A 20,078-nucleotide genomic window follows, 5' to 3' on the forward strand; every position below is an offset into this window, starting at 1 on the left:
TGTGCCTGTGTCGCTGCCGCGGTGCGACGGACGCGTAGCGGGGCGCAACACTTCAGCGCGCACCCAGGCGAGTGCCTAGGCTGAGGCGGTGACCGATCAGCCCACCGTCTACGTGATCCACGAGAACCCCGAGTGGTTCCCCCCGCTCCGCGCCGCATTCGAGGCCGAAGGCGTTCCCGTCGAGGAGCTCCTGCTCACCGACGGCGCCATCGACCTCACGGCCGAACCCGCTGAGGGCGTCTACTGGTCGCGCATGTCGGCGAGCGCCCACACGCGCGGCAACGAGTTCTCGAAGGAGTTCACGCGCGCGACCCTGTCGTGGCTCGAGGCCGCGGGTCGCCGCACTGTCGGTGGCCGCACGGTCATCGACCTCGAGGTCAGCAAGGTGCAGCAGCACGTCGCTCTGCAGGCGCTCGGCTTCGACGTGCCGCGCACGAAGGCCGTGTTCGGCACGACCGATCTGGTCGCGACCGCGGTGGCGTTCGGCGCTCCGTTCATCTCGAAGCACAACCAGGGCGGCAAGGGCCTCGGCGTCCGCCGCTGGGATTCGATCGACGAGTTCCGGGCCTGGGTCGATGGCCCGGACTTCGAATCGTCGCCGGATGGCATCACGCTCATCCAGGAGCTGCTCGTCGGCGCCGAGTCGTTCGTGACGCGGGCCGAGTTCGTCGGCGGAGATTTCGTGTACGCGGTGCGCGTCGATACGTCGGGCGGATCCTTCGAATTCTGCCCGGCCGACGCGTGCGCGCTTCCCGGCCAGGCCCCGCTCTTCGCCCTGCGCGAGCGGACGGCGAACGGCGACCCGATCGCCGAGCACCCTCTGATCAAGCGGCTTCCCGAGTTTTTGGCGGCCAACGAGATCGAGATCGCCGGCATCGAGTTCATCGAGACGACCGACGGCCGCACGGTCGTCTACGACGTCAACACCAACACGAACTACAACCCCGATGTCGAGGCTGCGGCTCCGAAGTCGGGGCCGCGCGAGATCGCGAAGTTCCTCGGGGGCCTGCTCGAAGCACGGTACCCGGAGTCGTCGAAGGTCGAGGCCCTCGCATGAGGTTCGGCTTCTGGACACCGATTTTCGGCGGCTGGCTCCGCAACATCGACGACGAGCAGATGCCCGTCACCTTCGACTACGTGAAGAAGGTCGTGCAGACGGCCGAGCGCGTCGGCTTCGACCTGACGCTGATCCCCGAGCTCAACCTCAACGACATCAAGGGCGTCGCGGCGCCCTCACTCGAGGCGTGGTCGCTCACGGCCGCGATCGCTGCGGTGACCGACAAGCTCGAGCTGATGGCGGCGGTTCGCCCCGGCTACCACCTGCCCGCCGTCACGGCCAAGCAGGCCGCGACGATCGACGAGGTCTCGGGCGGTCGCTTCACTCTCAACGTGGTCAGCGCCTGGTGGGAGGAGGAGTCGCGGCAGTACGGCGGCATCTTCTCGGAGCACGACGACCGCTACGCGCGCACCAGCGAGTTCGTCAGCATCCTCAAGGGGCTGTGGAACGAGACGCCGTACGACTTCCACGGCGACTACTACGACCTCACCCGCTCCCACCTCGAGCCTAAGCCGCGGGTGCAACCGCGCATCTACGCCGGCGGCGAGAGCCCGGCCGGCAAAGCCGCGATCGTCGGGTTCGCCGACGCCTATCTGACGCACGGCGGCACCGTCGACGAGCTCCGGGTCAAGATCGACGACATGCGAGTGAAGCGCGAGGCGGCGGGTGCCACGCCGTTCGAGGCGTTCGGCATGGCCGCCTACGCGATCGTGCGCGACACCGAGGCCGAGGCCGAGCAGGAGCTCGCCCGCATCACCGACGTGAGCTCGGGGGCCGCCTACGAGTCGTATCAGGACTTCATCAAGCAGTCGCATCTCGAGCACCAGCCCGACCTTCGCGACTATTCGGTGTCGAACCGGGGGCTCCGGCCCGGATTCGTCGGCACTCCGCGGCAGGTGGCCGACCGGATCCTCGAGTTCGAAGCGGTGGGCGTCGACACGCTGCTGCTCCAGTTCTCGCCGCAGGTCGAAGAGATGGAGCGGTTCGCCCGTGACGTCATTCCCCTCGTGCGGGCCGAATCGACGTCGGTACGAGAGGCCGTCGCACCCAGGTAGGTTGGTCGTATGACGTCTGTGGCGCCCTCGACCGTGGTGCACACCCGCGCCCCGGGCAAGATCAACGTCTTCTTGGCCGTCGGAGACTTGCAAGACGACGGCTACCACGAACTGGCCACCGCCTACCAGGCTGTCTCGCTCTACGAAGACGTCCGGGCCCGAGACTCCGACGAGTTCACGGTGCGCTTCACCTCGACGACCGCGGGCATTGATCTCTCCGGCGTGCCGGTCGACGACACCAACCTGGCCATCCGTGCCGCGAAACTACTCGCGAAGGCGGCCGGCTACCGCGGGGGAGTCGAACTCTCGATCGACAAGAACGTGCCCGTCGCCGGTGGAATGGGTGGCGGCTCGGCCGATGCCGCGGCGACCCTTCTCGCCTGCGACACCCTCTGGAACACGGGTCTGTCCCGCGACGAACTGCAGCGACTCGGGGCCCAGCTCGGCGCCGACGTACCGTTCGCCCTCATGGGCGGCACAGCCATCGGCACCGGCCGCGGCGACGAGTTGAGCCCGGCGCTGGCCCAGGGCACCTTCCAGTGGGTGCTCGCCCTGGCCGACTTCGGCCTCTCGACCCCCGCCGTCTACAGCGAACTCGACCAGCACCGGCTGCGGCACCAGGCCGACATCAGCCCCGTCGTGCGCTCACCCCGCGTCGACTCCGCGGTCTTGCAGGCTCTCCGCGCCGGTGATCCTGCCCGCCTCGCCGACGTCATGTACAACGATCTGCAGGCCCCCGCGCTGCACCTCGAGCCGGGGCTCGCGGCCGTTCTCGAGCTGGGCGAGCAGAACGGAGCCCTCGCGGGCATGGTGTCAGGATCCGGCCCGACCGTCGCGTTCCTCGCGCCCGATCTCGATGCGGCGCTCGAACTGCAACTTGCCCTCGGCGCAACCAAGCTCGAGGTCGTGCGGGCGACCGGGCCCGTTCACGGCGCCCGCCTCATCGCCGACTGACCCTGCATTCAGGCCGATCGAGAGCGACCGACGAGGACTCCCCGGTGCCGACTTCGTTCTGCCAGAGAAGTATTAGCGCTCGTACCGGACGACGTTCACCCAGGTCAGGCTCCACTCCTGATCGACTTCGTAGCCCTCGGCCTTGAGGGCCGAGGTCACGCTCGGGCGGAGGTCTTGCCTGTTGCTCGTGACGAGATAGACGTACCGGTGCCCGTCGACGCGGTCGATCGTCTCCGACAGCGGGTAGCGGGTCTCCCACAACGAGCCGGTCTCGGCGGCGGGCGTCTTGAGCGTCACGTCGGTCATGCCCTCGAATGCGTCGGGGTACGAGTAGGCGATGTTCCGGGCCGATGCAGCCGGGTGCCGACGGATGGGGCCATAGATGATCGCGTCGGCGGCTCCGCTCGGCTCGAGGGCGCGCTCCTTCGCGATGAGGGCGGCCACCTCCGACCACGACGAGCTGTCTTTGGCCTCGGTCTGACGCTGTTCGACGTAGCTCGGGGCCGTGAGGGCGATCGCGGCGATGAGGCCCGCACCGATCACAGCTCGGAACTTCAGCGACGTCAGGCCCGCCGCCATCAGCAGCGCGACAGCGGGGGCCGCGAAGGCGACGTACCGCGGCGAGTAGAGGGGGCTGAGAACGGTCGAGGCGACGATCAGGCCGACAACGGGGACGAGGATCCACGGCACCGCGATCTGCACCACGTTGGGAGCGTCGTAACGCGATCGCCGCCGCACGACCGCGATGATGCCGACCGCGACAAGCGCCCAGCCGAACCCCGCCATCGGGAGGTTCTGCATGAACCACGGCCAGGTGAAGAGGCTGACGAGTGTGGAGAAGTCGGGCTTCGAGATCCAGCTGATCTGTTTCGACTGGCTGCTCGACAGGAGGGCCAGCGGTACCAGGCAGGCGCCCACGATCGCCGACGAGACCAACCAGCCGCCGATGGGCGAACGCCAGGCCTGAGCCCGGCCGGCGCGGCGCCCGCGCAGGCTCCAGAGCGCAAGGGTGACGCCGTGGGCCACGACGATGAGCACCGTGTAGAGGAAGACCGCGCCGGAGGCCAAGGCCACGACTCCGTAGAGGAGCCACCACCGAACGAAGCGGGAAGGATTCTTCAGGGTCTGCTTCGAGGCGTGCACGAACACGAGCGTGAGGGCGACCACAAGGGCCGTCGCCGTGGCGTACGAACGCCCTTCCGTGGCCATGAACGTGACCCGTGGCAGTACCACGAAGAGAAGGCCGGCGACGAGGGCAGTTCGCCGCGTGGTGAGCTCTCGGGCGAGGACGACGAGAAGACCGGCGGCCACTCCCACCGCGAGAGCGCTCGGCAGCCGCAGGGTGAAGGGCGTGTAGCCGACGAGGTCGAACCAGCCGTGCATGAGCGCGTAATACGTCGCGTGGACGGCATCGACGTTCTGCACCTCGGCGAAGAGCTGCTTCCACGAGCGGGTCGCCGAGACGACGGTGGCCGACTCGTCGAACCAGACCGAGGGCACCCACGAAAACGCCACGCTGACGAGAAAGCCGAAGAGACCAGCGATCGCGGGGTCGCCGCCCGGGTGTGCCCGCAGACGTCGAAGCAGACCGATCGGGCCCGTCTGAGAGGGCCGTACAGTAGGAATCGCAGCAGTCGACGACGAGAGGAGGTTGGTCATGGTGGCGCTTCCTCCTCTGGTGGGTGACGGACAAAAAGGCTCGAGCGGGGGTGCTTTCCCCCGACACAGCGAAGAGGGCGCGAAAGCACCCGACCTCGCACGCTACCAACGCACTATCCGATTGCCTGAGATAGGCCTGAGCGGTCAGTCTCGGTTGCATAACGCGAGAGTGCTCGTCATCGGAGCGGGTGGGCTCGGAAGCCCGATCATCCAGTATCTCGCGCAGAGCGGCATCGGCACCCTGGGAATCGTCGACGACGATGCTGTGGATCTCTCGAACCTGCAGAGGCAGGTGCTCTACCGCGCCGATCAGGTGGGGCTGCCGAAAGCGCGCGCAGCCGCCGACTGGGTGCGGCAGGCCAATGCCGAGGTGACCGTGCGCGTTCACGCGTTCCGTCTCGATGAGGCGACCGTTCGGATCCTCGACGACTACGACCTCGTCGTCGACGGAAGCGATTCGTTCGACACGTGTTACCTGGTCGCTGATGCGGCGGCCGCCCGAGGGCTCGCCGTCGTCTGGGGCAGCGTTGCTCGCTTCGACGGCCAGGTCAGCGTCTTCTGGGATGCCGCTCCCGACGGACTCGCCGTCGACTACCGCGACCTCCACCCGCAGGCCCCCGCCGACGGCTGGGACGAATCGTGCGCCGATGTCGGCGTGCTCGGACCCCTGTGCGGCCTCGTCGGCTCGGTCATGGCCACCGAGGCGATCAAGCTGCTGACCGGCGCCGGCGAGTCGCTGCTGGGCCGGGTCGTCACGATCGACGCGCTCGGCGGCGGCTGGCGCGAATCACGACTGCGGCGGTCGCCCGAACGGGCCGAAGAACGACGGCAGGATCCGGCGCACCGCCCGGTAGCCGCCGCCCGCCCGCCTGTCACCGTTCCGGCCCTGACAGCCGACGCCCTCGAGGAGCGCCTCGCCGCTCGCGCCGACGGTGGCGCTGACTTCGCGCTCGTCGATGTGCGCGAACGGCAGGAGCACGACGTCGAGGCGATCCCCGGGTCGATCCTCGCTGCAGGATTCGGGTCGACCAGCGCCGACCACCCGCCGCTCGACCCGGCCGTGCCCGTCGTCGTGTACTGCGCGCGCGAGCCGCGGTCACGACAGGCCGCCGAGCTGCTGGCGGCAGAGGGGTACGACGTCACCGTGCTCACCCGGGGCATGCTCGGCTGGAACCTGCGGCCGGGCGCGCTCGCCGCTGGTGCTGGTGCGACCGGACGGGTGCCGCTGCCGCTCGGCGACATCGACCCCGATGGCTTCCGGCCGAACCTGCACTCGTAGGCCGCTCCGCCCCGCCTCGCCGCCCGGCCCCGCTCCCGCCCGGCCCCGCTCCGAATTTGAAGGAGAAACCTCGCGTCGACCCCCGCCGATCGTGATGTTTGCGCTCGGCCCGCCGCGTTTCTCCTTCAAATTTGCAGGAGGGCCACCGTGCCAGCCTTCAGCCTCCGGCAAAGGGCGGCATGACATCCACGACCGCACCGGCCGGCACAACCCGCGACCGATCCTGCGTCGAGACGCCATCGACGAGAAAGGCGCACCGGCCGAGCACCCGGGCGAGCTCGTCGGGATCCTTGCCACTGGCCGGAAGCACACCGTCGACGAGCTCGCCGATGGTCGGCTCGCGCGCCGACACGCAGGCGAGCTCGTCGAGGCCGGTGGCAGCCCGAGCGGCGGCAAAGAAGCGGAGGGTGACGGTGGTCGACATCGCTTCAGCCACCGATCGCGCTCATCGAACGGTCGGACTGCACGAACGAGGGGTCGTCGATGCCGTGGCCCTTCGGTTTGGCCCACATCGCGCCCCGCCAGAGGTCGGCGATGTCGTCGTCGGAGCCACCGGTGCGAAGCGAGGCTCGCAGGTCGGTCTCCTCGTGTGAGAACAGGCAGCTCATCACGCTGCCCTCGGCGGTGAGCCGGGTGCGACGGCAGTCTTCGCAGAACGCCTCGGTCACGCTGGCGATGATGCCGACGGTTCCGGTGAGCCCGGAGCCGTCGCGCGCGGTCGCTATAAAGCGCTCGGCGGGCGCCCCGTCGCGAGGCTCCCTGGCGACCGTGAGGGTGAACTCGGCGTCCACCAGCTGACGCATGTCGGCTGCGGTGACCATGCTGTCGCGACTCCAGGTGTGGTCGGCGTCGAGGGGCATCTGCTCGATGAACCGGAGTTCATGGCCGCGCTCGAGAGCCCAGCGCAGCAGCCCGGGAGCCTCGTGGTCGTTGACGCCCGGCAGCAGAACGGCGTTGATCTTGATGGGCCCGAGCCCGGCTGCGGCGGCCGCGTCGACTCCGGCGATCACCTGCCGCAGGAAGGGGCGCCGGGTCAGTGCGGCGAACGTCTCGGCGTGGAGGGAGTCGAGCGAGACGTTGATCCGGTCGAGCCCGGCGTCGGCGAGGCCCTGAGCCCGGGAGGCGAGGCCGATCGCGTTCGTCGTGAGCGAGATCTCGGGTCGAGGCTCGAGTGCAGCGCAGCGGCTGACGATGTCGATAAGGTCGGCGCGCAGCAGCGGCTCGCCCCCGGTGAAGCGCACCTGGCGCACTCCGAGGTCGCGAACGGCGATCCCCACGAGCCGCACGATCTCGTCGGCGGAGAGGGCCTGCTCGCGATCGAGCCAGGGCAGGCCTTCGGCCGGCATGCAGTAGGTGCAGCGGAGGTTGCAGCGGTCGGTCAACGACACCCGCAGGTCGGTCGCGACCCGGTTGAAACGGTCGAGGAGGCCCGGCACGCCCGCGGGGCGGGAGACGGCACCCGGGCGCGCAGGATCCTGCTGACCCGGCAGGGTGGGCATGCCCAGCGAAATGCTCATTCCTCGACCCTATGTCAGTGCGAGCTCTACGACGAGGCCACCCGTGGCCGGTGCCTGCGCCTTCACCGTGAATCCGTGCGCGTCGGCGATCGACCGGACGATCGACAACCCGAGGCCAGCGTGTGCACCGGCACTGTGTCGGTCGCCGTCGAGGCGGACGAACGGCTCGAACAGCCTCGAAATGGCATCCGGGTCGATTACGGCGCCCGTGTTGCCGATGCGGAGCAGGCGGGGGTCGAGGTCGACCTCGACGACTCCGGGCTTCGTGCTGTATTCGAGGGCGTTGTCGAGCAGGTTGCCCACGAGCTGCCCAAGAAGCACCGCGTCTCCCGAGACCACCGAGGGGTCGACTCGCACCCGCAGCTCGGTGTGCTCCTGCGCAGCCTGGGCTCGACGGACCTCCACCTGGTCGGTGACGACCGCGTCGAGATCGACCGCGTCGGTCCGCTCGAGACCGCGCTGACCGGTGGCGAGGGCGAGGAGCCCGGAGAGCAGTCGCTCCGTTCGACGGTTGGCAGCCAGCAGCTGTTCGGCGGTCGCGGCGACGTTCTCGGGTGCGGGGTCGGCGAGACCCACCTGAATGGCCGTCCGCTGAATCGCGAGGGGCGTGCGGAGCTCGTGTGACGCGTTCGCGACGAAGCGTCGCTGGCTGTCGAACGCGACCTCGAGTCGGGCGAGGAGGGCGTCGAAGGTGTCGGCGAGTCGTTTCAGCTCGTCGTCGGGCCCCTCGTGGTCGAGGCGCTCGTGCAGGTCTTCGGCCGAGATGCGGCTCGCGGCCTCGGTGACCATCCGCACCGGACGCAGCATGCGGCCGGCGACGACCCAGCCGACGGCGGCCGCGAGCACGGTGGCGGCCAGGAGTCCGATCAGCGACCAGAGCAAGAGCTGCTGGCGCGCGATCTCATCGACGCCCACTGTGGCCACGCCCGTGCCGGCTCCGGTCGAGGTGCCGGAGACATCGGCGGTGATCGAGGCGCCCGATTGGGCGCTGACGCCGAGGGCGGTCAACACGTTGATCCCGGCCAGGACGCCACCCGAGAGAACGAGGAACGCCACCGCGAAGACGAGGGCTGTCCGGCCCCGTAACCCGAGTCGGGATGGCGCCGACCTCCGCCTCACAGGCAGTACCCCCGCCCCTGGACGGTGGTGATCACCGCGGGTTCGCCCAGCTTGCCGCGGAGCTTGCTCAGGGCGACCCGGACTGCCCCGGTGAAGGGATCGACGTTGTGATCCCAGCACTTCTCCAGGAGCACCTCGGCGCTGACGACGGCTCCCTGCGCCTCGAGGAGCACCTGCAGCAGCATCAGCTCTTTCGGCGTCAGATCGAGGGGTCGACCACCGCGCGTCGCCCGGTGCCGGGCGGGGTCGAGCACGATGTCTCCCGAGGTCAGCATCGTGGGCAACGCCGGTGCCGACCGTCGTGCCAGCGCCCGCACCCGGGCGACGAGTTCGGGAAACTCGAACGGCTTCGCCAGATAGTCGTCGGCCCCGAGGTCGAGACCGGCCACCCTGTCGGCGAGGGTTCCTGAAGCAGTGAGCATCAGGATCCTGGTGCTGTCGCCCCGTTCCGAGATCCGTCGCGCCACCTGATCGCCGTGCAGCCCGGGGAGGTCGCGGTCGAGCACGGCCACGTCGTAGTCGTTCACGGTCAGCAGCTCGTCGGCCTCGTCGCCGCGATAGGCCACGTCGACGGCGACGTTCTCGGCCCGGAGCCCCCGAGCCACCAGATCGGCCAGAGTGACCTCGTCTTCGACGATGAGCAGTCGCATGGGTTCCTCTCTCCGGCGGACGCACGTCTCTCAGCACACTACGACGCTGCGTGTTTCGCAGACCTCTCCGGTCGGGAGACGCTGGCGAAACAGGCGCCCTGGTCTTCTGGTCTCGACGCGTCGACCGACGCGGCTCCGACACGAAAGGCCCGTGCATGCTCACGACCACCCCCTCGTCCGCTCCCCGACTCGAAGGGCGGGTGCTGTGATGTGGCGGCGCACACTCGTCATCACGGCAGCCGCGACCGCCCTCGTCGTCGGGGGCTCCTGCATCGGGGTCGTCGCGATGGCGACCGAGTCTCCGGCGTCAGCGGGTTCGGCGGGGTCGAGCGTTGCGACCGCTACCGCGCCGGTGCTGCGGGGCGACCTCGTCGACAGCACGCTGTATCCCGGAACGCTCGGCTACGGGTCGCCCGAGACGCTGGTCGCCGCGGCCTCCGGCACCATCACGTCGGTCGCCGCCTTCGGCTCGGTCGTGAAGCTCGGCGAGACCCTCTACACGGTCGACGAGCGCCCCGTCGTCGCTCTCCATGGGCGCCTGCCCGTCTACCGGGCCATGTCGTGGGGCATGGCCGGCGGCGACGTGCAGCAGCTGAACGCCAGCCTCCGTGCGCTCGGAGACACCGCCGTTCCCGCCTCGAACGAGTTCACACGCGAGACGGCACGGGCTGTCAGCGCTTGGCAGCGGGCACACGGCTACGCCGCGACCGGCTTGATCGGGGCCGACCAGATCGCCTTCGTGCCGGGCGACGTCAAGATCGCCGGCGTCACTGCGCCCGCGGGGTCGAGCGCCTCCGGCCCCATCCTCGAGTACACGTCGACCACGCGCGTCGTCACCAGCACGGTCACCGCGCGGCAGGCATCCGCCTTCGCGATCGGCAATCGCGTCGAGGTGGGTCTGCCCGACGGCACGAAGGTCGCGGCCAAGGTCTCGGCGCAGAGTTCGCGTTCCGAGCCGGAACCCTCGACGGGAGGGTCGTCGACCGACTCGACCGTCGACGTCACGATGAAGGTGGGCTCGGCCCTCGAGAACGCCGAGACGGGCGAGCAGGCCGTCGACGTGCTCGTGCCGGGCGCGTCGAGGAAGGACGTCCTGTCGGTGCCCGTCGCGGCCCTGGTCGTCGACCCGAAAGGCGGCTACGAGGTCGAGACCCGGTCTTCTTCCGGACACACCCACCTTCGGGTGAAAGTCGGCCTGTTCGCGCAGGGCCGGGTCGAGGTCAGCGGAAAGGGGATCGTCGAGGGACTCGAGGTCGTGGTGCCCTCGTGAACGGCCCCGTCCTCGACCTCCGACAGATCTCGAAGTCGTACGGCGACACCCGGGTGCTCCACTCGATCGATCTCACGGTCACCGCAGGGGAGATGCTCGCGATCGTCGGCCCGAGCGGCTCCGGCAAGTCGACGATGCTCAACATCATGGGCACGCTCGACCGTCCCACCTCCGGCAGCCTCTCGGTGGCCGGGCACAGCGTCGACCATCTCTCCGACGACGGGCTCGCCGAGCTCCGCGCCCTCCATATCGGCTTCGTCTTTCAGCACTTCCACCTCGCCGCCGGAGCCACGGCGGTGGAGAACGTCGCAGACGGCCTTCTCTACAGCGGCGTCGAGCGCGCCGAGCGTCGGCGCCGCGCTGCAGAAGCCCTCGAGCGCGTGGGCCTCTCGCACCGTCTCACGCACCGGCCGCCGATGCTCTCGGGCGGCGAGAAACAGCGGGTGGCGATGGCCCGAGCGATCGTCCGCAATCCGAGCGTGCTTCTGGCGGACGAACCGACCGGCGCCCTCGACAGCGCGTCGGGCGCGAACGTACTCGCCGTCCTCCGCGAGCTCAATGCCGACGGGACGACCGTAGTCGTGATCACGCATGATCGCGACCTCGCCGGAGCGCTCCCGCGGAGTGTTCGCATGCTCGACGGGCACCTCTCGCCCGCTCCGCTCGAGCCCACCGGACTCCCGCGATGACCGCGGCAAAAGTCAACCGGATCGCAACCGGCCCACGCACCGGCGTCCGCTTCGGCGACCTCCTCCGGTTGGGACTGTTCGGTCTGCGCACCCGCCCCACTCGCGTCCTCCTGTCAGCACTCGGCATCGCGATCGGCATCGCCGCGATGGTGGCCGTAGTCGGCCTGGGCTCGTCGAGCCGGGCGCAGCTCACTGGAGTCCTCGATCGCCTCGGGACGAACGTGCTCGCGGTCTCGCCCGGCAAATCGCTGACGGGCGACACGATCCCGCTGCCCGCAACGGCGGTCGGCCAGGTCGGACGGGTGCCCGGCGTCCTCGAGAGTGCGGGAACGGGTCTCGTCGTCGGCGCCCACGTCTATCGCACCGACAAGATCCCGACGCTCCAGACGAAGGGCCTCGACGTCCGTGCCGCCTTCGGCGACCTCCCGGGCGTGCTCCGGGCGAGGTTCGTCTCCGGGGGCTGGCTGCGAGAGCCGGGGCCGAGCGAAGCGGCGACGGCGGGATCCTTCGGGTCGCCCTCCGAGGTCGTCCTCGGTCACGGCGCTGCCACGGCGCTCGGCATCGACCGCGTGACCGGAGCGGAACGCGTCTGGATCGGGGGCAGCTGGTGGAGCGTCGTCGGAATCCTCGAGCCGCTGACCCTGGCGCCGGATCTCGACTCCTCGGCCTTCGTCCCGGTCGCGGCGGCGACCTCGCGCCTCGGGTTCGACGGGGCTCCCACGCAGATCTCCGCCCGCGCCGACCCCGAGCGGCTCGACGGCGTCCGCACCCTCCTTCCGAGAGCCGCCAACCCCGCGGTCGAGGCCGGAGCCACGGTGTCGCGTCCCTCCGACGCTCTCGAGGCGCAGCGGGCGTCCGAGGCGTCGTTCACAGGGCTGCTCCTCGGCCTCGGACTCGTCGCACTGCTCGTCGGCGGCATCGGCGTGGCGAACACCATGGTCATCACGGTGCTCGAGCGGCGTGCCGAGATCGGGGTGCGTCGTGCCCTCGGAGCCCGCCGACGAAACATCCGCGACCAGTTCTTGATCGAGTCGCTCCTCCTGGCCCTCCTCGGTGGGGCCTGCGGCGTCGTGCTCGGCGCGGTCGTGACCGTCATCTTCGCCGTCGCCCAGGGCTGGCCGCCGACCGTTCCCGTCTGGGCCGTCGCCGGCGGTCTCGGCTCGACCGTGGTCATCGGCGGGCTCTCCGGAATCTACCCGGCGAGCCGAGCCGCCTCCGTTCCCCCGACCTCGGCTCTCGCCGCGGCCTGACCCACCCCACTACGAAAGGCAATCCCATGTCATCGACCATCCGCCCGAAAGTCATCGCGCTCGCTCTCGGAGCCGCCCTCGTCGCGAGCCTCGTCGGCTGCTCGTCGCCGGCGTCCGACTCTCCGACACCGTCCGCCGACGGAGCCGCGGCCAAATGGGGCTCCTGTATGCGTGATGCCGGGATCTCAATCGAAGACCCCACCGACGCCCAGTTGGCGAGCGGCGGGCTCCGGATTCCCGAGGGCATCGACGAAGACGCCTTCCAGAAGGCCTCCGCCGGCTGCGGCGGACCCAAGGGCGCGAGCACCGCGCAGAAAGACACCTGGACCAAGCAGACGCAGGGCTACATCGCCTGCATGGCGGAGGCCGGCATCACCGGGTTCGACGAAAGCCAGGCGGCGCGGGGCACCATCTCGTGGGAGGGGATCGACCAAGAGACGCCGGCCTTCAAGGCGGCCGACCCGGCGTGCAAGAAGAAACACCTCAGCGACTGGGGCGGCCTCTAGGCCCCCGGCAGAACAAACGCCCGGGAGACCGCAACGCGAGTTGTTCGCTGCGGGACCCCGGGCGTTTCACCGATCCGGTGTGCTGATGCCAGGCTGCGGGTCTCTCGCCTGGCAGAGAGCGAGCACCGTTGTAGGGACGGCGCTATAAGAGGGTTCGCAGTCCTCGCCGCATCGGTTTGGGTTTGGTGAGAATTCATTTCGAGAGTGTCAGCGCGACGGCGTCTCGACGAGCACGGTGGTGGCCTTGACCACGGCGATCGCGACCGAACCGAGTTCGAGACCCAGCTCGCGAACCGCCTCGGAGCTCATCAGCGAGACCACGCGGAACGGCCCGCACTGCAGCTCGACCTGGGCCATGACCGTGTCGAGTTTGATGTCGGTGACGAGCCCCATGAACCGGTTGCGCGCCGACCGGCCGACGCCCGACGGATCGTCCGGTAGAAGGGCGTTCTTCTTCGCCAACTGGGCCAGGGCGAGGCCGTCGACCACGGTGCGGCCCGACTCGTTCTTCGATGCCTCGAGCGTGCCGTTGTCGATCCACCGCCGCAGGGTGTCGTCCGAGACGCCGAGGTAGCGAGACGCTTCGCTGATTCTGAGCTGGGGCATGAGCGGAGCCTACGGGGTGTTCTCTCCGGGCGTGCGGCCGATCGCGGCGAGCGGCGGGCGGCGCGCCAGGAGGCGCCATTCACTCGCGGCGCGGTCGCGGATCCTGCCCCGCCAGCCCGGCCCGGATCGCCGGATGCTGACCACGATGATGAGCACGAGGGCGACGCCGAGGGTCGAGGCGCGCACGTAGTTGTAGGGCCAGAACTGCCGGATCGAGATGGCCAGCGCCAGCGCTAGCCACTCGATGCGTCCGGTCATGGCGACGAACGGGATCAGCAGCAGGGCGTACCAGGGGTAGCGGGGGCTCAGCACGAAGAGGAACGCCCCGATCATCACCAGCTGCCCGAGCCAGACGGTGTCGACGTCGGAGGTCCGCCACACGATGACGGCGACCGCCGCGAGAATGAGGAGCGCCAGAACGGTCGTCGCCGTGCCGTGCACCAGGAGGTAGACGAGCGCGAACCGGGAGCCGTCGTTGACTCCCTCCTCCTGCAGGTAGCCCGGCAGATAGCCGAGGACCTTCGGCCCGGTCGAGATGATGTAGGGCACGTACAGGAGCACGAACGCCGCGATCGAACCGGCGATCACCGGCAGGGGCTTGCGGCGGAGAAGGGCCGGAGCCGCGACGACGGGGATCAGCTTGACGGCGATGGCCGCTCCGAGCGCCGCCCCGCCGCCCCAACGCCGGAGCCGGGAGACGCTCTCGGTTGCCACCAGGGCCGTCGCGAGCAGACCGAGCCCCGCGGCGAGCAGGTCGACGTGCGAGTTCGTGACGGCTTCGGAGGCGACGAGCGGGCACCACCCCCAGAGCGCGGCCCAGCGCGGATCGAGGCCGCAGCGGCGCAGCAGCACGAGGAGCCCCGCGGTGATCGCCAGGCTGATGAGCAGCCCTGATGCCTGCAGCGGCCAGTACTCGGCCTCGACCGGCACGACCGCGCGCACGGCGGCGAAGTAGAGCTCGGCCGCCGCCGGGTAGATGGTGAAGACCCGGGGTCGGTTGATCGCCGTGCACAGGAGGTCTCCTGACCCCTTCTCGTGCGTGGTCATGATGCGGGTGCCAGTGCACTGCTGGGTGCCGTCGGACGCGGTCGTCGGCGTCGGAAACAGCCATTCCGGCTTCAGCCGGGCCGTCGCAGCCGAGTTGGGCGCATGGGCGTAGGGCGAGACGCCGGCGTTCTGCACGATGCCATCCCACGCGTATCGGGCCGAGTCGGTGCTCGTGTTCGGCGGCCCAGCGATGGCGGCGCCGCCGATGAGCGCCGATCCGATGAGCACGACGACCGTGGCGGAGCGCGCGGGCACCCGTCGCAGAAGCACGACCGCGCCGACGAACAGCAACCAGCAGACGACGGTCCAGATCTGGAACGAGTGCCCCACTCCCGGCTTGTAGAAGCCGAGCGTCACGACGCCCCAGGCGATGGTCGCGGCGACGACGGCCGAGCCGAGCAGGGCGAGAAAGGTGCGCACGCTTCTACTCTGCCCGAACCAAAGGGCGTTCCGGTCCGAACCCCTTACGCGACTGTGACATCTCGAGCCGATCCGCTTGAAACGGGCCGCCGCTCCTCCCGATCATGGTGAGATTCAGTATGCGAGAACTGCTCTACGGGCTCCGACGGTCGATGACCTCGCCGAACCGCAACGCGCGGACGGCAGTGGTGATGGGCCGGCTCCTCGGTCTGGCCTTCGTCATCTGCCTGGGCACCGGCCTCTACAGCCACTTCCTCCAAGAGCCCGCGGCCTGGATGTCGTTCCCGACGAGGCCCGTGTCGCTCTACCGCTGGACTCAGGGCATCCACATCACCGCCGGCATCGCCTGCTTCCCGTTGCTGTTCGGCAAGCTCTACGCGGTGTTCCCGCAGCTGTTCAAGTACCCGCCGATCTCGTCTCCCGTGCAGATCCTCGAGCGCGCCTCGATCGCGCTCTTCGTCGCGGCGTCGCTCATCCAGATCTTCACGGGTCTGCTGAACACCTTCCAGTACTACCCGTGGCCGTTCCCGTTCAAGCAGGTGCACTACGCGCTCTCGTACGTGATCATCGGTTCGCTGGCGGTGCACATCGGCGTCAAACTGCCGATCATCGCTCGCTACTGGCGGGGGCGCGACAGCTACGACGCCGAGGGCCGCTTCCTCGTCGACGAGAGCGTCGGAGTCGACGAGGTCCCGCCCACGACCCAGCGGGTGGCCCGCGAGAAGCTCGCGACGATGGGCGTCGACCCCGACGACCTCAAGGATCCGCGGATCGTGCTGCCCGAAGACGTCACCCGCGAGGTCGTCGCCGCTCGCGCCCCGTCCGGTCTCATCGGCCGCGTCTTCGAGTGGATCGACCGCACTCCCACCATCGACCCGAAGACCTCTCGCCGTGCCTTCTTCGGTGCCGTCGGCGTCACCACGGCCGGCCTCGTCGCTCTGACGGCGGGCCAGTCGGCCACCCCGCTCTCACCGATCAACGCCTTCGCGCCGCGCAAGAACGGCCTCGGCCCGAACGATCTGCCGATCAACCGCACCGCGGCGGCCGCCCAGGTGCTCGAGACCGCCACCGACCCGGGGTGGGAGCTCACGGTGGTTCGCGGATCCTCATCTCGCACGTTCTCGCTCGCCGACCTCCAGGCGCTGCCCCAGCACGACGCCGCGCTGCCGATCTCCTGCGTCGAGGGCTGGAGCCAGATGGCCGACTGGAGGGGCCCGCGACTGCGCGACATCGTCGCGCTGGTCGGCGCGAGCGACTCCGACAGCCTGCGGGTCACGAGCCTTGAGAAGAAGGGCGGCTACCGGGTGACCCTCATGGGAGCCGAATACGTGCGCGACGAGAACACCCTGGTCGCCCTCCACCTCAACGGCGCCCGGCTCGACATCGAGCACGGGTATCCGGCCCGCATGATCGCTCCCGGCCGCCCCGGTGTGCTTCAAACCAAATGGTTGAGCCGACTGGAGGTGCTGTCGTGAAGATCGCTCGCGGAGTCCTTCTCGGCCTCGGTGCGGCGGCGATCCTGTTCGGCGCCTACGTCATGGTCGACACGGTCAAGCCCAAAAACATCTGGGGCCTGGTGACCTGGCTGATCGGCGCCGTGATCATCCACGACGGCATCATCTCGCCGGCTGTCGTCGCCATCAGCATCGCGATGCGCAAACGCGGTCGAAGAGTCCGGCCCGCCGTCATCGGCATCATCCAGGGCGCCATCGTCGTCGGCTCGATCTTCACCCTCGTCGTCGTGCCCGAGATCATCCGCAAGGCCAAGGGCCCGAAGAACGTCACGGTGCTGCCGTTCGACTATGCCAACCGGCTGGCGGTCCTGTGGGCGGTTATCGCCGTGCTGGCTGCGCTCGCCATCGTGGTCTACCTGCGGGTGGTGCGCCGGCGGGCTCAGCGGGATCGGATCGTTCGGTCGTAGAGGGTTGGCGTGGTGGGGGCTCGCCGCTTTCGAGTAGGTGGGCGGGTGTTATTGAGAGTGGGCGGGTGCTGGAGCACCCGCCCACTGCTCATAACMCCCSCCGACTCCGGCTCGCGTGAGGCGATGCAGCTGAGAACGCCTCCACACCCCAGGAGCAGCGGCGCCTACGCGCGAACGAGCCGGGCGAACACGCGCCCGTCGACGCGCCACTCCTGGTCGACCCGCAGGCCGGCCGAGGCAGCATGGCGCGCCATGGCGTCGGCGCCGACCTCGGCCCAGGGGAAGTCCGAGGAGGCGCGACCGTGATCGTCGACGACGTGCGCCGAGAAGACGGAGTCGGCCTCGTCCCGCGGGGAGGCCTCGACGATGACGGCGCCGGTCGCAGACAGCAACTCGCGGCAGCGGTTCAGCAAGCGCACGGGGTCGCCGCCGATTCCGATGTTGCCATCCAGCAGGAGGGCCGTACCCCAGTGACGTTCGCGGGGCAGGCGCTCGAAGACCGTTCGGCGCAGCACGGGGAGACCGGCGTTCCTGGCGACCGCGACGGCGGCCGAAGAGACGTCGATGCCGAGAGCGACGAGACCCAGCGCGATTCCGGCCTCGACCATGCGACCCGGCCCGCAGCCGATGTCGAGCACGGGGCCGCGCTCGGCCGCGAGCAGGGCACGGTCGACGTCGTCGGCGGCTGCCATCCAGCGACCGAGGTCGTAGTCGCCCGAGCCGGGTTCGGTGGATCCTTCGCCGTGGGATCCTGAACTCTCGCCGCCCGCATCGGAACGGACGAGAGTCAGGCGCCCCTCGCGGCGCAGCGCGTGCGCGTACGGCTCGGCGCCGCCGGCACCGAAGGTGGCCTCGCGGCCCAGTTCGGCGATGGTCATTCGGTGCTCCCGAGCGCGTCGTTTAGCACGGCGGCGAATCGGCCGTCGGGAGCGGCTGCGGCAGCGGCGATCGCATCGTCGATGTGGTCAACGTCGGTCAGGGTGCGGAGTCTGCTCACCCGGAGTCCGGCATCGGTGAGACGGGCCAGCTGGTGAGCCCCGGTGTCGTCTCGTGACATGGGCACGCCGCGCACGAGTGAGCCGTCGGGGTCGCGCAGGCCGAGGGCCCAGAACCCGCCATCCGTCGAGGCGCCGTACCAGGCGTCGACGCCGTCCGGCCACTCTCCGTCGAAGGCGGGGGCGAGGTCGTCGCGGACCAGCTGAGGGGTGTCCATGCCGATGAGCACGGTCGGCCCGGTGACCAGGTCGAAGAGCGCAGCGATCCGCTCGTCGAGAGGGCCGGTCGTCTGAGGGATCACATCGAACTGTTCGGAGCCGACCGGCGGTCGGTTGCCATCGAACAGCAGGATCCGACGGCTCGCCGGCAGCGAATCGGTAGCGAGCAGGGTGTCACCGAGGCTGGCAGCGGCCACCTCCGCTGCCTGCTCGAGCGTCAGGGGCGGGTGCAGCCTCGTCTTCACCTTGCCGGGAAGACACTCCTTTGCGATCACCACCAGCGTCGTCATGCTCGTGCCTCGCGGAGGAGTCTCGACATGTCTTCGATTGCGCGAATCGTTCCACGCACCGTTCCGGTGACTTTGCTGCGCCCGACCCGGGGGGAGTAGTCGATGTCGAGTTCGCGGATGCGCCAGCCCGCCTCGGAGGCGCGGAGCACCATTTCGAGCGGGTAGCCGCTTCGGCGATCCTGGAGGTCGAGGGCCAGAAGCCCCTCTCGGGAGGCGACTCGGAGGGGGCCGAGGTCGTGGAGCGCCACACCGGAGGCCCTGCGCATCAGGCGGGCGAGAACGAGATTGGCGAACCGCGCGTGGAGAGGCCAGGCCCCGCGGGTGGTCGGGCGGCGGCGGCCGAGCGTCAGTTCGAATTCTCCGGCCAGCACGGGGGCGGCGAGCCGAGGGAGATCGCCCGGATCCATCGAGCCGTCGGCATCGCAGAAAGCGACGAGTGGTGCCGTTGCCGCGAGGAGGCCGGCGTGGGCCGCCGACCCGAAGCCGCGCCGGGGTTCGGTCACGACGAGTGCCCCATGGGCTCGGGCCACGTCGGCTGAACCGTCGGTCGAGCCGTTGTCGACGACGATCGCGCGGTAGCCCTCGGGCAGCCGTGAGAGGACGCCGGGAAGGGCGGCAGCTTCGTCGAGGCAGGGCAAGACGACGTCGACGGCAGAAAACGGCATTCCCTGAGAGTACGGGGCGGCGGGGGTCTTGGGCCGCTCGAGGTATTACAGAAGTCGAACGAAACAATGAGGCTGAAGCCTCTCGGTAACCGATCTGTAACATGTGAAACATGTCGTATTCATCGATGTTCGCGCCTTCGTTCAAGCCCGCCTCTCGCTCATCGGGCCCAGCTCGGCGGAGCATTCTCGTCGTCGGAGACGATCCCGTCACCGCCGACGTGCTCGTCTCGTCTCTGCGGGCGAACGGGCACGCTGCGCGCCTGGTCGTCGACGGGATCGACGCCGTCGAGGCGGTTCGCGAGACGCGACCCGATCTCGTGCTGCTCGACCGGATGCTGCCGGGCATCGACGGGTTGGAGGCCTGCCGGCGAATCCGCCTGCTCGACGACGTGCCCATCATCATGCTGGCCGACCTGGGCGAGGAGCACGATCGCATCTCCGGCCTCGAGGTGGGAGCCGACGACTATCTCGTCAAGCCGTTCGCCCCGCGCGAGCTCCTGCTCCGGGTCGAGGCTGTTCTTCGGCGCACCTCGTCACCCGAAGAGACCCCGGCCATGATCGAGGCGGGGCGCTTCCGTCTCGATCGAGCTCGCCGAGAGATCACGGTCGGCGACACGACCCTCTCTCTGACGGCTCGGGAGCATGACCTCCTCGCGCACCTGATCACGCACCCCGATCGGGTGTTCCGCCGAGACGAACTGCTCCGATCCGTCTGGGGGTGGGAGGTCGGCGACTACTCGACGGTCACCGTCCACGTGCGGCGTCTGCGCGAGAAGATCGAAGACGATCCCGCTTCGCCGACGCACCTGCTCACGGTCTGGGGCGTGGGCTACCGGTTCAGGCCGGGCACGGCGCACTCGTGAGCCGTGACGACTTGCTGCTCGTCACCGGCTAGGCGTGCGTGGCATCG

At 69.5% G+C, this 20,078-nt stretch carries 21 protein-coding genes; 11 read left to right on the forward strand and 10 right to left on the reverse strand.

Annotated elements, in window-relative coordinates; all coding sequences use genetic code 11:
* Positions 1–88: 88 nt before the first annotated feature.
* Genes VH571_RS15520 through VH571_RS15530 form a run of 3 tightly spaced genes read left to right on the forward strand, consistent with a single transcriptional unit; the run spans position 89 to position 3,066 of the window.
* Positions 89–1,057, forward strand: a complete 969-nt coding sequence (locus VH571_RS15520) for an ATP-grasp domain-containing protein (RefSeq protein WP_423265318.1) — start codon at positions 89–91, stop codon at positions 1,055–1,057.
* Complete coding sequence (locus VH571_RS15525) at positions 1,054–2,112, forward strand: LLM class flavin-dependent oxidoreductase (RefSeq protein WP_055963413.1); 1,059 nt, start codon at positions 1,054–1,056, stop codon at positions 2,110–2,112. Before VH571_RS15520 ends, VH571_RS15525 begins: the two co-directional genes overlap by 4 nt.
* A 9-nt stretch (positions 2,113–2,121) precedes the next feature.
* Positions 2,122–3,066 carry a 4-(cytidine 5'-diphospho)-2-C-methyl-D-erythritol kinase gene (locus VH571_RS15530; protein WP_423265319.1) on the forward strand — a complete coding sequence of 315 codons (945 nt, stop codon included), beginning with the start codon at positions 2,122–2,124 and terminating at the stop codon, positions 3,064–3,066.
* Between the two features lie 72 nt (positions 3,067–3,138).
* Here the strand turns inward: VH571_RS15530 and VH571_RS15535 are convergent, their stop codons facing one another.
* Positions 3,139–4,725 (reverse strand): glycosyltransferase family 39 protein, encoded by a 1,587-nt coding sequence (locus VH571_RS15535; protein WP_423265320.1) that lies wholly within the window; start codon positions 4,723–4,725, stop codon positions 3,139–3,141.
* On the opposite strand from VH571_RS15535, the gene VH571_RS15540 reads away from it, so the two are divergent.
* Positions 4,724–6,004 carry a ThiF family adenylyltransferase gene (locus VH571_RS15540; RefSeq protein ID WP_423265321.1) on the forward strand — a complete coding sequence of 427 codons (1,281 nt, stop codon included), beginning with the start codon at positions 4,724–4,726 and terminating at the stop codon, positions 6,002–6,004. The two genes, VH571_RS15535 and VH571_RS15540, sit on opposite strands and share 2 nt — an antisense overlap.
* 157 nt (positions 6,005–6,161) lie before the next feature.
* Here the strand turns inward: VH571_RS15540 and VH571_RS15545 are convergent, their stop codons facing one another.
* The 4 genes from VH571_RS15545 to VH571_RS15560 are packed head-to-tail and all read right to left on the reverse strand — an operon-like array spanning position 6,162 to position 9,290.
* On the reverse strand, positions 6,162–6,428 hold the full coding sequence (locus VH571_RS15545; protein WP_423265322.1) for a MoaD/ThiS family protein: 267 nt from the start codon (positions 6,426–6,428) through the stop codon (positions 6,162–6,164).
* A gap of 4 nt (positions 6,429–6,432) precedes the next feature.
* Complete coding sequence (moaA, locus tag VH571_RS15550) at positions 6,433–7,521, reverse strand: GTP 3',8-cyclase MoaA (protein WP_423265323.1); 1,089 nt, start codon at positions 7,519–7,521, stop codon at positions 6,433–6,435.
* Between the two features lie 9 nt (positions 7,522–7,530).
* Complete coding sequence (locus tag VH571_RS15555; RefSeq protein WP_423265324.1) at positions 7,531–8,577, reverse strand: sensor histidine kinase; 1,047 nt, start codon at positions 8,575–8,577, stop codon at positions 7,531–7,533.
* Positions 8,578–8,636: 59 nt separating this feature from the next.
* Positions 8,637–9,290, reverse strand: coding sequence for a response regulator transcription factor (locus VH571_RS15560; RefSeq protein WP_423265325.1), 654 nt, complete (start codon positions 9,288–9,290; stop codon positions 8,637–8,639).
* A 208-nt stretch (positions 9,291–9,498) separates the two neighbouring features.
* On the opposite strand from VH571_RS15560, the gene VH571_RS15565 reads away from it, so the two are divergent.
* From VH571_RS15565 to VH571_RS15580, 4 genes are read left to right on the forward strand one after another with little or no spacing between them, the layout of a single operon-like run.
* The gene (locus VH571_RS15565) at positions 9,499–10,560 is read left to right on the forward strand and encodes a peptidoglycan-binding domain-containing protein (RefSeq protein WP_423265326.1); all 1,062 of its coding nucleotides are present in this window, start codon (positions 9,499–9,501) and stop codon (positions 10,558–10,560) included.
* Positions 10,557–11,249 carry an ABC transporter ATP-binding protein gene (locus VH571_RS15570; protein WP_423265327.1) on the forward strand — a complete coding sequence of 231 codons (693 nt, stop codon included), beginning with the start codon at positions 10,557–10,559 and terminating at the stop codon, positions 11,247–11,249. The genes VH571_RS15565 and VH571_RS15570 overlap by 4 nt, the downstream gene beginning before the upstream one ends.
* Entirely contained in the window at positions 11,246–12,499 is a 1,254-nt protein-coding gene (locus VH571_RS15575) for an ABC transporter permease (RefSeq protein ID WP_055963390.1), read from the forward strand. Before VH571_RS15570 ends, VH571_RS15575 begins: the two co-directional genes overlap by 4 nt.
* Before the next feature lie 26 nt (positions 12,500–12,525).
* Positions 12,526–13,005, forward strand: coding sequence for a hypothetical protein (locus tag VH571_RS15580; protein WP_123943034.1), 480 nt, complete (start codon positions 12,526–12,528; stop codon positions 13,003–13,005).
* A 207-nt stretch (positions 13,006–13,212) separates the two neighbouring features.
* Here the strand turns inward: VH571_RS15580 and VH571_RS15585 are convergent, their stop codons facing one another.
* Both VH571_RS15585 and VH571_RS15590 read right to left on the reverse strand, forming a co-directional pair.
* A complete protein-coding gene (locus VH571_RS15585) occupies positions 13,213–13,611 on the reverse strand; it encodes a TOBE domain-containing protein (protein WP_055963385.1) in 399 nt (132 codons plus the stop codon).
* A gap of 9 nt (positions 13,612–13,620) precedes the next feature.
* The gene (locus tag VH571_RS15590) at positions 13,621–15,078 is read right to left on the reverse strand and encodes a glycosyltransferase 87 family protein (protein ID WP_423265328.1); all 1,458 of its coding nucleotides are present in this window, start codon (positions 15,076–15,078) and stop codon (positions 13,621–13,623) included.
* Between the two features lie 119 nt (positions 15,079–15,197).
* Between VH571_RS15590 and VH571_RS15595 the strand changes: the two genes are divergently transcribed.
* Together VH571_RS15595 and VH571_RS15600 are read left to right on the forward strand one after the other, a co-directional pair.
* Positions 15,198–16,553, forward strand: a complete 1,356-nt coding sequence (locus VH571_RS15595; protein ID WP_423265329.1) for a molybdopterin-dependent oxidoreductase — start codon at positions 15,198–15,200, stop codon at positions 16,551–16,553.
* Entirely contained in the window at positions 16,550–16,999 is a 450-nt protein-coding gene (locus tag VH571_RS15600; protein ID WP_423265330.1) for a hypothetical protein, read from the forward strand. Before VH571_RS15595 ends, VH571_RS15600 begins: the two co-directional genes overlap by 4 nt.
* Positions 17,000–17,163: 164 nt before the next feature.
* On the opposite strand, the gene VH571_RS15605 is transcribed toward VH571_RS15600, so the two are convergent.
* The 3 genes from VH571_RS15605 to VH571_RS15615 are packed head-to-tail and all read right to left on the reverse strand — an operon-like array spanning position 17,164 to position 19,168.
* Entirely contained in the window at positions 17,164–17,877 is a 714-nt protein-coding gene (locus VH571_RS15605) for an SAM-dependent methyltransferase (protein WP_423265331.1), read from the reverse strand.
* Positions 17,874–18,503, reverse strand: a complete 630-nt coding sequence (locus VH571_RS15610; RefSeq protein WP_423265332.1) for a TIGR04282 family arsenosugar biosynthesis glycosyltransferase — start codon at positions 18,501–18,503, stop codon at positions 17,874–17,876. Before VH571_RS15610 ends, VH571_RS15605 begins: the two co-directional genes overlap by 4 nt.
* Positions 18,500–19,168 (reverse strand): glycosyltransferase family 2 protein, encoded by a 669-nt coding sequence (locus VH571_RS15615; protein WP_423265333.1) that lies wholly within the window; start codon positions 19,166–19,168, stop codon positions 18,500–18,502. Before VH571_RS15615 ends, VH571_RS15610 begins: the two co-directional genes overlap by 4 nt.
* Before the next feature lie 110 nt (positions 19,169–19,278).
* On the opposite strand from VH571_RS15615, the gene VH571_RS15620 reads away from it, so the two are divergent.
* The gene (locus VH571_RS15620; RefSeq protein ID WP_423265334.1) at positions 19,279–20,031 is read left to right on the forward strand and encodes a winged helix-turn-helix domain-containing protein; all 753 of its coding nucleotides are present in this window, start codon (positions 19,279–19,281) and stop codon (positions 20,029–20,031) included.
* The last annotated feature ends 47 nt before the right edge of the window (positions 20,032–20,078 follow it).

Source organism: Frondihabitans sp. 4ASC-45 (genome assembly GCF_049472575.1).
Classification (GTDB): Bacteria; Actinomycetota; Actinomycetes; order Actinomycetales; family Microbacteriaceae; genus Frondihabitans.

Bases quoted from the DNA above. Each gene is read 5' to 3' on its own strand.
- VH571_RS15525 (WP_055963413.1), top strand. From the start codon at position 1,054: ATGAGGTTCGGCTTCTGGACACCGATTTTCGGCGGCTGGCTCCGCAAC.
- VH571_RS15530 (WP_423265319.1), top strand. From the start codon at position 2,122: ATGACGTCTGTGGCGCCCTCGACCGTGGTGCACACCCGCGCCCCGGGC.
- VH571_RS15540 (WP_423265321.1), top strand. From the start codon at position 4,724: ATGGTGGCGCTTCCTCCTCTGGTGGGTGACGGACAAAAAGGCTCGAGC.
- VH571_RS15535 (WP_423265320.1), bottom strand. From the start codon at position 4,725: ATGACCAACCTCCTCTCGTCGTCGACTGCTGCGATTCCTACTGTACGG.
- VH571_RS15545 (WP_423265322.1), bottom strand. From the start codon at position 6,428: ATGTCGACCACCGTCACCCTCCGCTTCTTTGCCGCCGCTCGGGCTGCC.
- moaA (WP_423265323.1), bottom strand. From the start codon at position 7,521: ATGAGCATTTCGCTGGGCATGCCCACCCTGCCGGGTCAGCAGGATCCT.
- VH571_RS15560 (WP_423265325.1), bottom strand. From the start codon at position 9,290: ATGCGACTGCTCATCGTCGAAGACGAGGTCACTCTGGCCGATCTGGTG.
- VH571_RS15565 (WP_423265326.1), top strand. From the start codon at position 9,499: ATGTGGCGGCGCACACTCGTCATCACGGCAGCCGCGACCGCCCTCGTC.
- VH571_RS15575 (WP_055963390.1), top strand. From the start codon at position 11,246: ATGACCGCGGCAAAAGTCAACCGGATCGCAACCGGCCCACGCACCGGC.
- VH571_RS15580 (WP_123943034.1), top strand. From the start codon at position 12,526: ATGTCATCGACCATCCGCCCGAAAGTCATCGCGCTCGCTCTCGGAGCC.
- VH571_RS15585 (WP_055963385.1), bottom strand. From the start codon at position 13,611: ATGCCCCAGCTCAGAATCAGCGAAGCGTCTCGCTACCTCGGCGTCTCG.
- VH571_RS15595 (WP_423265329.1), top strand. From the start codon at position 15,198: ATGCGAGAACTGCTCTACGGGCTCCGACGGTCGATGACCTCGCCGAAC.
- VH571_RS15605 (WP_423265331.1), bottom strand. From the start codon at position 17,877: ATGACCATCGCCGAACTGGGCCGCGAGGCCACCTTCGGTGCCGGCGGC.
- VH571_RS15610 (WP_423265332.1), bottom strand. From the start codon at position 18,503: ATGACGACGCTGGTGGTGATCGCAAAGGAGTGTCTTCCCGGCAAGGTG.
- VH571_RS15615 (WP_423265333.1), bottom strand. From the start codon at position 19,168: ATGCCGTTTTCTGCCGTCGACGTCGTCTTGCCCTGCCTCGACGAAGCT.
- VH571_RS15620 (WP_423265334.1), top strand. From the start codon at position 19,279: ATGTCGTATTCATCGATGTTCGCGCCTTCGTTCAAGCCCGCCTCTCGC.